This is a genomic window from Novosphingobium sp. TCA1, from assembly GCF_009811895.1.
GTDB lineage: Bacteria > Pseudomonadota > Alphaproteobacteria > Sphingomonadales > Sphingomonadaceae > Novosphingobium > Novosphingobium panipatense_A.
In genome coordinates this window covers 155,307-170,974 of the sequence record NZ_BLJH01000003.1, presented here as the reverse complement: position 1 = coordinate 170,974, position 15,668 = coordinate 155,307, and the positions used below count along the sequence as shown (strand labels likewise).

Sequence of the window (15,668 nt, the reverse complement as noted above, 5' to 3'; positions counted from 1 at the left end):
CCAGGCAGCGCGCGAGATAGACATTCCGAGGGTCTGGGGGATCATCCCCCAGAACTTCATCTTCTTACTTCGCCAAAACAACCGGCCCGATCAGCCCCGAGGGCCTCAGCGGCGCATCGGCGCGATACGTCGGCATGGCCGTCCAGGTGATCGGTTTCGCGCCCGGCTGAGCATCGCCGACCAGGCGATTGACCCAGAGGTTCGCCACCTTCACCTCGATCGTGTTCGCACCACGCTTCACCGCCTTGCCCACGTCGATCCGGTAAGGCGCATGCCAGACCGCGCCGACCGATTTGCCGTTCACCGTGACTTCCGCCAGATCGCCCACCTGCCCGAGATCGAGCCAGAGCGGCTGCCCGGGCTTGGCGCCCCCCGGCAGGGTAAAGCTGCGCGAATAGGTCGCCTCGCCGGAGAAGTACTTTACGCCCGCTTCCGCGTTCCGCTCCAGCGGGGCCAGCTTCGCCATCTCGATCGAAGCGGGAGCGCCTCGGTCGGCCTGGAACTTCACTGTCCAGCCGTCGTCGAGCGACGCCAGCGTCTGTACCGGCTTGGTCGGCAGTGTCAGGCTTTGCTTCATGGCCGCCTTGCGGAATACCACGAAGACCGCATCGCCTTCGACTAGCGAAAGCGGCACGATGGTCTGGCCGTTTTCGATGCGATAGCTTACCGGCTCGCTGGTTCCGGTTTCGGGGTGCCAGAGTTCCGGGACCTTGCCGGTGATGCGGAAGCGCGCCTCGATGCTCTGCGGGCCTTGCGGGTTGGAGAGGTAGTAGATTTCACCCTGCCCGTCGCGGCGGTGGACGAAGGGAATCTTCGCGTCTGCTGCCGCGCCGGTGAAGGCGAAGTCGGAAGCCACTCCCATGGCCTTCAGCGCGCCTTCCGCGTCCTTGCCCGCGATCACCCGGCCATTTCCGACCACTGCGTCACCACTGCCCGGCCAGAGCTTCGCCACCAGAGCAGACCATTCGCCGGTCTGCCCTGCCATCATGCTGGGCGTAGACACCGGCGCATTGCCGATCACCGTCGCGCCGCCTTCCACCAGCGCCGCCAGCTTCTTCAGCGCCCCCAGCGTCATGCGCTGCGAGGAACCGCCAAGGTAGATCGCCCGGTAACGCGCGCCGCTGGGCGCGGCGACCTCATTGCCGTCGTTGGACAGCAGGCCGGTCAAGGCATCGTAGCTGAGGAAATCGTATGCGTGCGATACCGGCGCATCGGCCACCGGCTTGTCGCCATAGAGCCCGGTCAACGGCGCTTCCTCGCCGTAGAAATAGGCCACGTCCGCCACGTTCCGCCCCGCCTGGAGCAGCAGCGACGAGCGCGCAATATAGTCCACCCAAGGCTTCGCCATCTCGCCCCAGCTTTCCATCCGGTTGAAATACTGGCCGAAGATGAATAGCGAGAGGCCGGGCTTCTTGTCGTCCACCGGCACATGGACCGAGGTGTGGACCACGGGCCGGTTGACGCCGTTGACGAACTCCATGTCGATGAAGCGCTTCAAATCCTTGGGCGCGAAAGCCCAGGGTGACATCGAGGCAGTCATCGATTCCGCCGCGACAAGGTTCTGCCCATAGAGATGCGCGACCGACGCCGCGCCCTTCATGTCGGCGATCAGGGTCTGGCGCGGGCCTTCCTCGCGGAAGGTCCACATGGCGGCCATCGGAATGTCCGTGTGGCTGCGCATGGACATGTCGTCGCCCAGCATCGGCCGCTTGTCTTCCAGCGCCTCGCCATAGACCTTCAGGCCGTTCTCGTGCGCGACCTTGGCGACCGTGCCGTAGTGCTCGCTCGCCAGCAGATCGGCCAGGGTGCGGCGATAGTCGTAGAGGAACTTGTCCGTCTCCGCCCGGGTGCCGACCAGCACGCCGGTGAGCGTCGGCAGCCATGGCCGCGCATCGTAGCCGCGCAGGCGCTGGAACTGCTCCAGCATCTTCGGCGTCCAGTTCGCCTCGCCCACCTCGATCGAGTCTGTCAGCAGCGCGCGTACGCCGCGCTGGCCGATCATGTCCGGCCCGGCGGCCTCCTTGTACATACCGATATAGTGGTCGAGATAGCGGCGCACCGCGTCGCCATCGAACTTGTCCACCTCCAGCCCTGTCGCCTCGGGCGGCGCGGGGTGGTTGGTGGTGCCGAGCAGCGAATAGCCCATGCGCAGCACCCGCCAGCGCTGACCCTCGGGGAGCGCCGGAGCCTGCCAGTCCAGCGTGCCGTCGGCCCTGAGCTTGCCGGTCAGGTCGATGACGCTGCCGGGCGCTACGCCCTCGGCGCCGTCCTTGGGCTCTGCCAGCGCGTAGTAATCGCGGCTCATCACGAAACCGGCCTTGGTCTCGAAACGGTCCACCCTCGCCCCGCTATCGAGCGCGAACGTGCCGACGATCAGCGGCTTCTTCGCCATCATGGCGCCGACGCCGTCGAACAGCCCGCCCATGGCAATGCCCGGCGCGGGCGAGCCGAGGCCGCCGTCGGGCTTGCGGGGATTGAGGACCAGCCGGAAATGCGCGGCCGTGACGGCAGGGAAGCTGACAGTGGTGGGCACTGCGCCCAGCGTCAGTGTGGTGATCGGCGTCCACGCCTTGCCGTCCACACTCGATTCCAGCGCGCCGGTGAAGGCCGCTCCGGCGAAGGGGATCACCACATCGGGGACGAAGACCGTGGCCGAGCCGGCCTTTGCCGGCTTCGCATAGTCGAGCCGCAGGCTGGGTGCTTCACCATCCTTGCGGGCCAGCGTCACGCCTTTGGCGAGATCGCCGTCGAACAGCGTCGCCGCCGACAGCCCATTGCCAAGACCGTCGACCGCGCGCGGCAGGGCGGCGGCAGGCGCAATGGCTTCGGGCACGGCAAAGACACCGACTTCGCCATAGTACGACGGGCCCGGAGGCGCGGGATGGCCGGAGATCATCTCCTCGATGGAGAGCGCGGGTGCGAGGCTCTGGTAAGGCCCGGTCTGCACCGGCGGCGCGGTCAGCTTGCCGGAGAAGCGCTGTCCGGCAGGCACCGCAGTCTCGGACCAGACCAGCTTCTTCAACCCGTCCTGCGGCTGCACCCATGGGCCGCCGGTTTCGGACCAGCCGGGCGAGGCGGCAATGGCCAGTTCCAACCCCTGCCGGTCCGCCTCATGCGCGGCGAAGCGGAAGGCGTCCTTCCACTCGGGCGTCATGTAGACGAGGCGCTTGTCCACCACTTGCGGCGTCTGGAGGTTGGCGTCGAAGTTCTGGAGGCCGCCGATGCCGACGCGCTTCATCCAGGCCATGTCCTTGGCAATGCCGTCCTTGGAAATGTTGCCGTTCATCCAGTGCCACCAGACGCGCGGGCGCGCGGAATTGGGCGGATCGCGGAACTGATCTTCCAGCGAGGCGGCTGACGTATCGGTGTTGGCGGCAGGCGGCTGCTCCTGCGCGATAGCAGGAACGGCAACGAGTGCGGTGGCGACGCACAGCAGAGTACGCAGCGTATGGATCGGCATAATCCCTCCCGGATCCAATGGTTGTTTTTTGGCGCAGCGGCCATGCCGGGAGGGCTTTTGCCCTTCCCGGCGGCAGTTCAGGTATCGAAAAGGATCAGACGATCCCGGCGCCGAGGCCCACGGCCTTGCGTTCCTGGGCCTTGCGGTCGCGCCAGCGGCTTTCGCGGTAGACGCCCAGCACGTCCGCCGCACCGCCCGCTTCCACGCGCGCCTTGGCGAGGATGGGGCTGACATCGACGTTGTAGGCCCGGCGCAGCGCCTGGAAGGCCATCATCGTGTCGTTGGCTTCCTGCGAAAGATGCAGGGCCTCGCGGTCCACCAGCAGGGCCTTGGCGTAGCAGGAGCCGATGGCTTCGGCGGAGGACAGCATGGATTCGATCGGGTCGGTCACGTTGTGCGACTGGTCGATCATGTAGCTGGGCTTGAAGCCGTCTCGCGGCGCCAGTTCGGCCTCGACCAGTTCGTTGAACACCAGGAACAGCTGGTGCGGGTTGATCGAACCCGAATCGAGATCGTCGTCGCCGTACTTGCTGTCGTTGAAGTGGAAGCCGCCCAGCTTGCCGAAGCGGTGGAGGCGGGCGACGATCTGCTCGATATTCACGTTCGGCGCATGGTGGCCCAGATCGACCAGGCACTTGGCCTTGGGGCCCAGTTCCTGCGCGGCGAGGATCGAGGAGCCCCAGTCGCTGATGACGGTGGAGTAGAACGCCGGTTCGAACATCTTATGTTCGAGCAGCATGCGCCAGTCGTCCGGCAACGCGGCATAGACTTGCGCGGCCGCGTCCAGATAGCGGTCGAGGCTGCGGCCGAGATCCTGCTGGCCGGGGAAGTTGGTGCCGTCGCCCACCCAGACGGTGAGGTCGGTGGAGCCGAGCTGCCGGCCGATCTCGATGCATTCGATGTTATGCTCGACGGCCTGCTGGCGGGTCGCCTCGATGGTCGAGGAAAGCGAGCCGGTGGCGTAAGTGTGCGCCTGGTCCTTCTGGTCCTGGAAGGTGTTGGAATTCACCGCATCGAAGCCCAGGCCGAGGCTGGCCGCCTCTTCGCGCAAGGCCTTGTAGTCGCTCACCTTGTCCCAGGGGAAGTGCGGCGAAACGCGCGGGGTCAGGCGCGAAAGCTGGTTGATGACAGCGCAGTCTTCCAGCTTCTCATGAATGGTGGTCGGCTCGCCCGCGATGGGGAACTTGGCGAAGCGGGTGCCGCCCCGGCCAGCGCCCCACGAAGGAACGGCGACCGAGAAGGCGGCGACCTTGTCCTTGATCGCGTCGATGGCGATGCCCGAACGCTCCAGCTTGCGGCCGAGCGAGGCATATTCGTCCTCCAGCGCATCCGCGGCGCGGGCATTGGCTTCGGCGATCAGCTCATCGGAAATCGGCAGTCTGCTCATTCTTCTATCCTCTTGCCCGTTCGGGGACCGCGCCGGTCCGCGCGTTCCCCGAATTCATCTCTTATCAGCGCGTGAAGGCCTGTGCGTTACCGGCATCGACATTGATCATATTGCCGGTGGATTTCGCCGACTGGTCGCCGGCCAGGAAATAGACCGCCTCGGCAATGTCGGACGGCAGCACGTCGCGCTTCAGCATGGAGCGGTTGCGGTAGTGCTCTTCCAGTTCCTTGCCGGTGTCGATGCCATGGGCGCCCGCGCGTTCCTTGCGCCAGTCGCCGTCCCAGATCTTGCTGCCCTTGATCACGGCATCGGGGTTGACGACGTTGACGCGGATGCCGTGCGGCGCGCCTTCCAGCGCCAGGCAGCGCGCAAGGTGGTTCGCCGCCGCCTTGGCCGAGGCATAGGCCGAGGCATTGGTGGCAGCGGCCACGCCGTTCTTCGAACCGATGAACACCACCGAAGTACCGCCCTGCTCCTTCATGCCCTTCAGCAGCGGCCAGGCGGCGCGGCTGGTGAGGAAGTAGCCTTGCGCCAGCACGTCGTAATTGCGGTTCCACAGCTCGATCGTGGTCTCCTCGATCGGGGCCGAGGAAGCGATGCCGGCATTGGCGACGAGGATGTCGAGCCCGCCGAATTCCCGTGCGGCCACGGCGAAGGCTTCGGAGACTTGCGCTTCATCGGTCACGTCGCAGACGGCGGCGCGGACCACGTCCTTGCCAAACTGCTTTGCGAAACCGGCGCGGACTTCCTCAACGGCACCCGCATCGCGGTCCGCCAGCAGCACGCAGGCGCCGTCCGCCATCAGGCGCGCGGCGGTGGCGGCACCGATGCCGCCAGCGCCGCCGGTGACGAGCGCCACGCGGCCGACCAGCGGCTTGGGAGCGGGCATGCGCTGGAGCTTGGCTTCCTCAAGCAGCCAGTATTCGATGTCGAACGCTTCCTGCTCGTCGAGCGCGATGTAGTCGCCGATGGCTTCCGCGCCGCGCATCACGTTGATGGCGTTGCCGTAGAATTCCCCGGCAAGGCGCGCGGTGGTCTTGTCGGTGGCGAAAGTGATGCGGCCCACGCCCGGCACCAGCACGACCACGGGGTTGGCATCGCGCATCGCGGGCGAGTTCGCACGCTTGCAGCGCTCGTAATAGGCTGCATACATGTCGCGATAATCGGCAATCTTCTGCGCCAGATAGTCCTGGTCCCGAAGACGCGTGGGGTCGAGGGTCAGGGGAGCGATCTTGGTGCGCAGGAAGTGATCGGGGCACGAGGTGCCGAGACCGGCCAGCCGCTCGAACTCCACCGAGTTCACGAATTCCAGCGCCTCTGCGTCGTCCGAGAAGTGTCCGACCTTGCGGCGCGCGCCGGTCATCAACCCCCGCAGGCGCGGCATCAGCTCGGCGGCGATTTCGGCGCGGTTTCCGGCCGTGTCATGGGCCGCGCCGCCGAAGGCAGGCTTCTCGCCCAGCTTGGCATTGAGATAGTTCGCCGCGTCCGCGATCAGGTCGACGGTGTGTTCGTAGCAGGCCTTGGCGCTGTCGGCCCAGCAGATGATGCCGTGGCCTGCCAGCATGACACCTTCGACGCCCGGATTGGCCGCAACATAATCGCGAAGCTGGACGCCGAGCGTGTAGCCGGGGCGCTTCCAGCCGAGCCAGCCGATCTTGCCGCCCCAGATTTCCTGCGTCGCCGCCTCGCCGCCCGAGCTGGCCGCCAGTGCGATGATCGCATCAGGGTGAACGTGATCGACATGGGCGAACGGCAGCAGCGAGTGCAGCGGCGTATCGATAGAGGCCGCGCGGCCGTTCAGGTTGAACGTGCAGTGCGGCAGGTAGCCGACCATCTTGTCGTCATCTTCGGGCCCGGCATAATGCGCCTCAAGGCCGAGCAGCTTTTCCTGATAGAGCGTGGCGAAACCATCGAGCTTCATCGAGCCGATATCGCCGCCCGATCCCTTCACCCAGAGCACTTCCACCGCCTGGCCGGTCAGCGGATCGATCTCCTCCAGCTTCGCGGAGGTATTGCCGCCGCCGAAGTTGGTGACGGTAAGGTCGGAGCCCAGCAGGTTCGAGCGATAGAGCAAGCGTTCTTCCGGGGAAAACGTCGCGGCGAGCGAATCGTCCCAGCGGCTGGAAGGAACGGCAAAAGGAAGCGCCGCAGTGCGGGAAGCAGTCAGGGTATCCATGATCATCCTCTACCAATTCGTGCTTGCATGAGCAATCTGTTTCGCTACAAAACGATCACGTTCGATCGTCAAAGTCAATCATAATTGGTCAGAACGCGCAAAAGGCAGAGGATGATTGGAAGAGGCATGACCGGCACGGGTACATTCATCGTCGTCGATATCGGCAAGACCCTCAGCAAGGTGACGCTCTGGACGCGCGGCGGGCGCATGCTCGACCGGCAGGTGCGCCCCAATGCGGTCTGCGCGCACGAAGGGCTGCGCCGCCTCGATGTCGAGGGAATCGGCCAGTGGCTGCGGGCAACGCTGCGTGGCTGGTCCGGGCATCCGGTGGAAGCGATCATCCCGGTGGCGCACGGTGCGGGCTTTGCCGCGTTGGGCGGAGCGGGTGGCGCAGAGGGCCTGCTGTTCCCGCCGCTCGATTACGAGCAGGCCGTTCCCGAAGAAATCGTCGCGGACTATCGCCGGGAACGGGACGCCTTCCCCCTCACCGGATCGCCCGCCCTGCCCGACGGCCTGAACCTGGGCACCCAGGTCTACTGGATGAACCGCCTTCACCCTGCCGAGATGGCCCGCGCCACGCTGGTGCCCTGGGCCCAGTACTGGGCCTGGTTCCTTTCCGGGCATGTCGCCAGCGAAGTGACCAGCCTCGGCTGCCATACCGATCTCTGGTGCCCCGCCGACGCGCGCTTTTCGCCGATGGCCGAACGTTTCGGCTGGGCAGAGCGTTTCGCGCCCGTCGTCAAGGCAAGCGACGCCGTGGGCACGCTGCGTGCCGAGATCGCCGCCGAGACCGGCCTGCCTGCCACGGCGCAAGTGCTGGCAGGCCTTCACGATTCCAACGCCGCGCTGCTCGCCGCGCGGGGCTTCGCGGAGATCGCGCGCAAGGAAGCGACGATCCTGTCCACCGGCACCTGGTTCATCGCCATGCGCCTTGCCGCCGAGACCTTCTCGATCGGCTCGCTGCCGGAAGCGCGCGACACGCTGGTCAATGTCGATGCCTACGGCTGGCCGGTGCCCTCGGCCCGCTTCATGGGCGGTCGCGAGATCGAATCGGTGATCCAGATCGACACCCGCCGCGTCGATATCCGCCCCGACCAGCCGAAACTGATGGAGGCCGTCCCCGGCCTGCTCGCGCGCGGCACGATGATGATGCCCACGCTCGCGCCCGGCTTCGGTCCTTTCCCCGAGGGCAAGGCCGACTGGATCGACAAGCCCGAGGAATGGGCCGGAACCTGGTATGCCCGCCGCGCGGCGATCTGCCTCTATGCGGCAATGGTGGCCGACACCTCGCTCGACCTGATCGGATCGAAGGCGCGCCTGCTGATCGAGGGGCGCTTTGCCGACGCCGAAGTCTTCGTGCGCGCCCTCGCTGCGCTGCGCCCCGAAACCGAAGTCTACGTGGCCAACGCCCATAACGACGTTTCGTTCGGCGCGCTGCGGCTGATCAATCCGCTGCTGCAAGCGCAAGGTGGCCTCCGCCGGGTCGAGCCACTCGAAGGCGACCTCATGGCCTACCGCGAGAAATGGCGCGCACACATGCGGGAGCTTGCCTGATGATCACCGCCTCGATCCCCGACTTCCGGGAAGCCGCCCGCCGCCGCCTGCCGCGCTTCCTATTCGAATATATCGACGGCGGCTCCTATGCCGAGGCGACGCTACGGCGCAATGTCTCCGACCTCGCCGAACTGGCGCTTCGCCAGCGGGTGCTGCGCGACGTATCGCAGCTGGACCTCTCGACCGAGTTGTTCGGCCAGAAGCTGGCCCTACCCGTCGCCCTCGCGCCGATCGGCCTGGCCGGGCTCAATGCCCGGCGCGGCGAGTGCCAGGCGGTGCGCGCGGCGGAACAGGCGGGGATTCCCTTCACGCTCTCCACCGTCGGCGCCTGCACCATCGGCGAAGTGGCCAAGGCGGCGAGCAGGCCCTTCTGGTTCCAGCTCTACATGATCCGCGACCGCGCCTTCATGAAGGACCTGCTGGCGAAAGCGGTCGAGGCGGGCTGCTCCACGCTGGTCTTCACCGTGGACATGCCCGTGCCCGGCAGCCGCTATCGCGACTATCACACCGGCCTTGCCGGAACCGGCGGGTTCAAGGGCGCGGCCTGGCGCTTCGCCCAGGCCGCCGCGCGACCGGCATGGGCCTGGGACGTGGGCATCCACGGCCGCCCGCATACACTGGGGAACGTCGCCCCAGTGCTGCAAGGCCGGACCGGCATCGAGGACTTCTTCGCCTGGATGCGGGGCAACTTCGACCCCTCGATCAACTGGCGCGACCTCGATTTCATCCGTTCGGAATGGAAGGGGCCGCTGGTCATCAAGGGCATTCTCGACCCTGAGGACGCCAAGGAAGCCGCCGCGCTCGGTGCCGATGGACTGGTCGTCTCCAACCACGGCGGTCGACAGCTTGACGGCGTGCTTTCCAGCGCCCGCGCCCTGCCGCCCATCGCCGATGCGGTGGGAGACCGCATGACCGTGCTGGCCGATGGCGGCATCCGCTCCGGTCTTGACGTGGTGCGCATGCTGGCGCTCGGCGCCAAGGGCGTGCTGCTCGGCCGCGCCTGGGCCTGGGCGCTCGGCGCCGGGGGTGAGGCGGGCGTGACGAAAATGCTGAAACTGATCGAGGCCGAGATGCGCGTCGCCATGGCGCTCACCGGCACGACGAAAATCGCAGAGATCGACAGAACGATCCTGGCGGGAGGGACCTGAAAATGACGCAAGTTCAAGGAGGGGAGGACAACTGGCGGAACACGATTCTGGCCGGCCTCGCCAACTATATCGATGCCGGCTCGATCGTCGCCGGTTCCGCCGCGCTCGCGCTGTGGCAGGAGAGCTATCACCTCTCCAACGACTTCGTCGGCCTGATCGCCGCCTTCGGCCCCAACGCCATAGGCGCGGGCGTGGGCGCGCTGATCGGCGGCTGGCTCTGCGACAAACTGGGCCGCAAGAAGATCTACCAGTGGGACATGCTGATCTACGCGGCGGGCATGGCGATGCTGGTCTTCGCGGTAGCGCCCTGGATGATCGTCACCGGCTTCCTGATCGTCGGTCTCGCCGTAGGCGCGGACATTCCCGCAAGCTGGTCACTGATCGCCGAGCAGGCGCCTGACGATCGTCGCGGCAAGCATTCCGGCGTGGCGCAGGCGCTGTGGTATCTTGGTCCCGTGGTCGTGCTGCTGATGAGCCTTGCGCTCACCTCGCTCGGCGTGCTCGGCGCGCGGATCGTCTTCGCGCACCTCGTGGTAATCGCCCTCGGCCTTACCCTGCTGCGCTCCAGGATGAAGGAATCGGAGCGCTGGGTGGAGGCCCAGAAATCGGAGGTGAAGCGCCCGCCGGTTTCCAGCCTGTTCAAGGGCAAGTACCTGGCCTCGATCCTCGGGCTGGTCGGCATGTACGGGTTCTGGAACCTCTGGGCAGGCACCAACGGATTCTTCTTCCCCTACATCCTGCGCACCATGGGCGCCGCCACGCAGGCGCAGAGCGTCGCCATCCAGGCGGTCTCTTTCTTCGTCGCCATGATCTCGGTGACCTTCGTGTTCATGCGCCTGTCCGACAAGGTGAACCAGCGCACGCTGTTTATCGTCTCGGCGGTTATCCAGGTTCTGGGCATGATGCTGCTGGCAGTGTTCCCGCTGACGATCCCGGTCGCCCTGCTCTACGTCTTCCTGCTCCAGTTCGGCGGCGGTTTCGGTGCGCAGAGCTTCTTCCAGCTCTGGAGTTCGGAGATGTTCCCGACGATGCTGCGCTCCACCGCGCAGGGCGTCTGCTTCGCCATCGTGCGCATCTCTCTCGGCGTGTTCAGCTTCTTCGTGCCGATGCTCAATGCCACGGGCTTTACGAACCTTGCCTGGATTCTTACCGGGTTCCTTGTCATCAGCGGAATCATCGGCGCCCTCTGGGCACCGCGCAACGAGGGCAAGTCGCTCGAACAGCTCGAAGCGGAACAGGCCGATCCGGGTCATCGCTCTCAGAAGGAAGCACAAGTCGCATGCACGCCGAGGAACGCGAACGCCTGATACTGGAGGCCGTCGCCGACACGGGCTTCGTGAGCTACCGCGCTCTCGAGGCCCGGCTCGACGCCTCCCCCGCCACGATCCGGCGCGACCTGACGCGGCTGGAGGAATCCGGCCGCATCCAGCGTGTCCATGGCGGGGCGAAGCTGCCGGAGGACGATAAGCCTGACCGGCTTCAGGGCCTGGCGGGCACGCCCTTCGAACAGTCGATCACCCAGAACCTTCCCGCCAAGCAGGCCATCGGACGCGCCGCCGCCAGGCTCTGCGGCCCCAGCGAAGGGATCATGATCGACGGCGGCACGACCACGCTCCAGATGTGCCCCTATCTCGACGGGCTGGACATGCAGGTGCTGACCAATTCGCTGCATATCGTCCATGCCCTGCTGCCGCAGACGGGCACGCGCGTATTGCTGCCCTCGGGCACGGTGTTCCGCGAACAGAATATCGTGCTTGCCCCGGCCGGCGAGGATTCGATGCCGCGCTTCCACGCGCCCAAGCTGTTCATGGGCGCGGCGGCGGTCGGTCCCCAGGGGGTGATGCAACAGGACGTAATCCTCGTCGCCGCCGAGCGCCGGTTCATGGACCGGGCCGAGGAAGTCGTGCTGCTCGTCGACAGCTCGAAGTTCCACTCCTCCTCGGGCGCGATCGTCTGCGGGCTGGACGAGGTGGACATCATCGTCACAGACGCCGGGATTCCGCAGGACATGGCGGATCGGTTGCGGGACCTCGGGGTGAAGGTGGTAATCGCCTGAAGATAGCGTAGTGCGTCCTTGCGGCGCAGTCACCAAGTCTCCCGACGCCGCCATGCGCGCAAAACGGGTTTGGTCCGCGTGACCTAGACGGTCATGGGGGTGCAGGGGGTGTTGACCCCCTGCTTTTCCTCTTCCCCCCTTAAAGCGAATTCCGCCTCGCAATCCCCCCCAGCACCGAAGCACTCGGCTTGGGCATTCTCGCAAAGGTCTTCCGGTCCACGCTGCACAGGCCGAAACGCGGTTTGTAGCCGAAGATCCACTCGAAATTGTCCAGCAGCGACCAGTGCATGTAGCCGAGAACGGGCACCCCGTCGTCCATCGCCTGCTTCAGCCCTTCCAGCGCCGCCGGAATGAACCGTGCGCGCAAAGTGTCGTCCTCGGTGCCGACGCCGTGTTCGGAGACGAGGATCGGCACTTTCGTCACCTCGTGGGCATAGCGCACCGCGCCTGCCAGTGAAGGCGCCCAGACTTCGGTGCCCGACCAGTTGCGGTCGGCCCCCTCGGGCGCGGGCAAGCGCGCCTTGTCGTTCCAGACCGCGCGTTCGTAGTTCTGGACGCCCATGAAATCGTCCGCCTTGGCGATCTCCAGCCAGTCGCCGTAGAGTTCGGCGCGGACCTTGTCCCGCAGCGAGTTCCTGCCCGAGGCCTGCTCGTCGATGATCGAGAGCGTGAAGCCTACCGGAAGATCGCCGCGCACGGCCTTGATCGCTGCGCGGGCGGCCTTGTGCCCGGCCATGAGGCCCGCGTGGATCGCATCGATATCCTCGCGGCCCGCCACGTTGGCGCAGATGAATTTCTCGACGCCGAGGCGTTTGGCCGCCGTTTCCTGGGTCTGGCGCTGGATGTCCCAGACTTGTGGCGGCAGGATGTTCTTGAGGATGAGCAGGATGTTCGGCTCGTTGAGGGTCATGGCCATGGCGATATCGGCGCCGATGGCGCGGGCCACCTTGTCGCAGTAGCGCGCGAAGAGCTGCGGCGCCTCGGCATTCGTCCAGCCGCCCTGCGCGCTGAACCAGCGCGGCGCGGTGAAGTGGCTGAAGGTCACCAGCGGCGTCAACCCGCGCGCGTGGCAGCCCTCGACGATCCGCTTGTAGTGATCGAGCATGGCCTGCGAGAACAGGCCCTTCTCCGGCTCGATCCGCGCCCACTCCACGCCGAAGCGATAGGAGGTAAGGCCCAGCGCCTTCACGATATCCAGATCGGTGGCCCAGAGTTCCAGGCTGTTGCAGGCGTCGCCCGAAGGCTCGGCGAAGATCGTCGGCTTCTGGTTTTCGACGAACCAGAGGTCGGAAGCCGTGTTGTTACCCTCGATCTGGTGCGGTGCGGTGGCGGCGCCCCAGAGAAAGCCCTTGGGGAAAGCCGGGTTCGGGCGTTTCGCCGCAGCGCGTGCCGCAAGGGGTGCGGCGGCTGCAAGCGCTCCTGCGGCAAGCAGGCTTCGGCGGTCGAGATTCGCGATCTTGGTCATCGGACGTGCCCCTCAGGAATGGTCAGCGAAGAAGGAAAGCAGCTCATGCGACAGGCGGTGGTCCGCCGTGCCGAGATGCATGGCCATGGAGTAATGGTTGTGCCCGGAGGCATAGTGCGCGCGCGGCAGGTGGCCATGGCGGCCGAGGCGGGCCTGGAGGAGACTGGCCCATTCCGCCTGGAAGCGCGGCGGATCGAACGCAGCGCAGGCGATCAGGAGCGGCAGGCCCGTCGCCATCACCGCGCCCATCGGCATGCGCAGGTCGTAGCAGTCCTGCGGGCCGTAATAGAGCATGTCGCGCTCATCCAGCGGCGTGAAACCGTAGAGCCCCGATAACAGCGCGGCCCCGCGCACGAGCCTGGCATGATCCTCCCGCGCTTTCAGAAAGGCCGAGACGTGGACCGCGCCTGCCGAGGTGCCGAGCAGGAAGATCCGCTCCGGGTCGCCGCCATGCGCCGCCACGTTCGCCCGCAGCCAGTCGACGGCAAGGCCCACATCCTCCGCGCCCGAGGGCCACATGTGCGCGGGCGCGAGCCGGTAGTTCATCACCGCGCCGATCAGCCCGTTCGCCGCCGCCCAGCGCCCGACATGGGCATTGGCCCAACTATTCTCGCCGCCGCTTTCGCCGCCCTTATCGCCGACGAGGAACCCGCCCCCATGGATAAAAAGCACGACCGGCCGGGATCCCGCGCCCTCGCCATAGAGATCGAGGCGGTTGCGGGGATCGGGTCCGTAAGCGCAGTCGGTCGCGACCGGCGCGATGTTCTCGGCAAGCGCATGCTGCTCGGCATCGAACAGGCTGCGACAGGCCGCCACCACATCGGGGCCGAGCCTGGTTCCCATCGCCGCGATGGCGCGTGCGGTTTCACCAGCGGTCATGCCTTCTCACTCCCTCGGTGGGCGAACAGGCGGGTGAGCGCGAACGTCGTTCCCGCCACGCCCAGCCCGCTGCCATAAATCAGCTTCACGGCCAGCGCCAAGGACCAGCCGATCTCGCGCCAAGGCCCGAACAGGCAGAATGCGGCCAGCGCCGCCGCGCTTGCCAGTCCGGCCGAAACGACAACAAGAACGGTGCGCGCGATGAAGAGGCCGCCGCCGCTTCGCCTGACTGCCTTGCGCAGGCTCGCGGAGACCACCAGCAGCGGTACCAGCGACGACATCAGTGCCATCGCGGCGGCCTGCGGCAGGAAATCCAGCGCGAAGTTGTCGGGCGCGGCGAAGCGCAGCGGGCGATCGCTGACCCCGAAGACGCCGAAGAAAAAGGCCGCGCTCAGGACCAGGTTGATCGCACCGCTGGTGATCTGCTCGCGCCGCAGCCGGGCAGCGATGTTCATGGCCGACATCCCACATCGAAGCTCTGGAGATCGCGCGCGAGATCGACCGGCCCGGCATAGCGCGCGGCGATCCCCGCCCGAATGGCGGGTTCATATTGCGGCAAAGGCCCCGGCGGCACAGCGAAATGCGTAAGCACCACGCGCCCCACTCCAGCCTGCGCCGCGATCTCTCCGATCGCTTCGGGCCTCAGATGATGGGTGGAAAGATGGCGCTCCATGCCCGACAGCATCTCGGGCGAGGCGTCCTTGCGGCGCATGCGGATTTCGCCCAGCAAGGCATCGAGCGCGATGATCTCGGTCACGAACATGTCGCTGCCCCTGGCCAGCGCGGTAACCGCAGCGCTTGGCCCGGTGTCGCCGGTATAGGTCAGGCTGCGGCTGCCGAGCGCGAAACGATAGCTCAGCGAGACATTGCTGGCGTCGGGCCGTGAGTGGGACTTGCCGTCATGGTCGAAATGACTGTTGGCGACGGCCTTCACGCTTGCCCCTTGCCCGAGATCGAGCGACTGCCCATCCGCAAGTTCGACCGCCCGCACCGAATCCGCCGGACGCGGCGGCGGCGTGCCGAGACCGAAGCCGATGCTGCCCGGCGTCGCCAGCGAGGCAACGATGCCGTCCACCACCGCACGCGTGCCAACCGGGCCGTAGACGGTGAGGACCCCCGGAAACTGGTTCATCCAGCGCAGCCCGATCACCGCGGCCAGCCCGCCCGTATGATCGAGATGGTTGTGGCTGATGAACACCGTATCGATCCCGCCGAGATCGAGACCGATCCGGGCAAGCTGGTCCACGGTGCCGTCGCCGGTATCGACGAGTATCCGGCGCTCTCCGATGGTGAGCAGGTTCGCCGGTTCGGAGCGCTCCGCCGTCGGAACGGGGCCGCCCGCCGTGCCCAGCGTCGTCCAGCGCAGCGCCGGGCAGCTTGCGGCCGCGCGCGCGGAACCGGAGGAAATCGCCAGGGCCGAAAGGGCCAGCGCGGCTATTGCGCGTTTCACCTGCGCCTGCATGTTCGTCGTCATCCTCATGCCAGCGGCCTCTTGCGGGCCGTTCGGAAATGGGGCCGGGACCTCGCTCAAGGTCCCGGCCGG

11 protein-coding genes are annotated in these 15,668 nt (G+C 66.5%); 4 read left to right on the top strand and 7 right to left on the bottom strand.

What is annotated here, in order from left to right; genetic code table 11:
* Nucleotides 1–64: 64 nt before the first annotated feature.
* From NTCA1_RS06015 to NTCA1_RS06005, 3 genes are all read right to left on the bottom strand, one after another.
* Nucleotides 65–3,460 carry a glycosyl hydrolase gene (locus tag NTCA1_RS06015; RefSeq protein WP_159829261.1) on the bottom strand — a complete coding sequence of 1,132 codons (3,396 nt, stop codon included), beginning with the start codon at nucleotides 3,458–3,460 and terminating at the stop codon, nucleotides 65–67.
* 94 nt (nucleotides 3,461–3,554) lie between these two features.
* Complete coding sequence (locus NTCA1_RS06010; RefSeq protein ID WP_086491810.1) at nucleotides 3,555–4,847, bottom strand: TIM barrel protein; 1,293 nt, start codon at nucleotides 4,845–4,847, stop codon at nucleotides 3,555–3,557.
* Between the two features lie 64 nt (nucleotides 4,848–4,911).
* On the bottom strand, nucleotides 4,912–7,023 hold the full coding sequence (locus NTCA1_RS06005; protein WP_159829259.1) for a bifunctional rhamnulose-1-phosphate aldolase/short-chain dehydrogenase: 2,112 nt from the start codon (nucleotides 7,021–7,023) through the stop codon (nucleotides 4,912–4,914).
* Between the two features lie 126 nt (nucleotides 7,024–7,149).
* Here NTCA1_RS06005 and NTCA1_RS06000 point away from each other — a divergent pair, with 126 nt between their 5' ends.
* Genes NTCA1_RS06000 through NTCA1_RS05985 form a run of 4 tightly spaced genes read left to right on the top strand, consistent with a single transcriptional unit; the run spans nucleotide 7,150 to nucleotide 11,781 of the window.
* Nucleotides 7,150–8,577 carry an FGGY-family carbohydrate kinase gene (locus NTCA1_RS06000; RefSeq protein ID WP_159829257.1) on the top strand — a complete coding sequence of 476 codons (1,428 nt, stop codon included), beginning with the start codon at nucleotides 7,150–7,152 and terminating at the stop codon, nucleotides 8,575–8,577.
* A complete protein-coding gene (gene lldD, locus NTCA1_RS05995; protein ID WP_159829255.1) occupies nucleotides 8,577–9,725 on the top strand; it encodes an FMN-dependent L-lactate dehydrogenase LldD in 1,149 nt (382 codons plus the stop codon). Before NTCA1_RS06000 ends, lldD begins: the two co-directional genes overlap by 1 nt.
* Before the next feature lie 2 nt (nucleotides 9,726–9,727).
* Complete coding sequence (locus NTCA1_RS05990; protein ID WP_159829253.1) at nucleotides 9,728–11,032, top strand: MFS transporter; 1,305 nt, start codon at nucleotides 9,728–9,730, stop codon at nucleotides 11,030–11,032.
* Nucleotides 11,005–11,781: a DeoR/GlpR family DNA-binding transcription regulator gene (locus NTCA1_RS05985; protein WP_159829251.1), complete on the top strand. Its 777-nt coding sequence runs from the start codon at nucleotides 11,005–11,007 to the stop codon at nucleotides 11,779–11,781. The genes NTCA1_RS05990 and NTCA1_RS05985 overlap by 28 nt, the downstream gene beginning before the upstream one ends.
* Before the next feature lie 139 nt (nucleotides 11,782–11,920).
* Here the strand turns inward: NTCA1_RS05985 and NTCA1_RS05980 are convergent, their stop codons facing one another.
* The 4 genes from NTCA1_RS05980 to NTCA1_RS05965 are packed head-to-tail and all read right to left on the bottom strand — an operon-like array spanning nucleotide 11,921 to nucleotide 15,605.
* Nucleotides 11,921–13,246, bottom strand: coding sequence for a family 1 glycosylhydrolase (locus NTCA1_RS05980; protein WP_133083598.1), 1,326 nt, complete (start codon nucleotides 13,244–13,246; stop codon nucleotides 11,921–11,923).
* A gap of 12 nt (nucleotides 13,247–13,258) precedes the next feature.
* Nucleotides 13,259–14,125, bottom strand: coding sequence for an alpha/beta hydrolase (locus tag NTCA1_RS05975; protein ID WP_159829249.1), 867 nt, complete (start codon nucleotides 14,123–14,125; stop codon nucleotides 13,259–13,261).
* Complete coding sequence (locus tag NTCA1_RS05970) at nucleotides 14,122–14,580, bottom strand: hypothetical protein (protein WP_159829247.1); 459 nt, start codon at nucleotides 14,578–14,580, stop codon at nucleotides 14,122–14,124. Before NTCA1_RS05970 ends, NTCA1_RS05975 begins: the two co-directional genes overlap by 4 nt.
* The gene (locus NTCA1_RS05965; protein ID WP_236549119.1) at nucleotides 14,577–15,605 is read right to left on the bottom strand and encodes an MBL fold metallo-hydrolase; all 1,029 of its coding nucleotides are present in this window, start codon (nucleotides 15,603–15,605) and stop codon (nucleotides 14,577–14,579) included. Before NTCA1_RS05965 ends, NTCA1_RS05970 begins: the two co-directional genes overlap by 4 nt.
* Nucleotides 15,606–15,668: the final 63 nt, after the last annotated feature.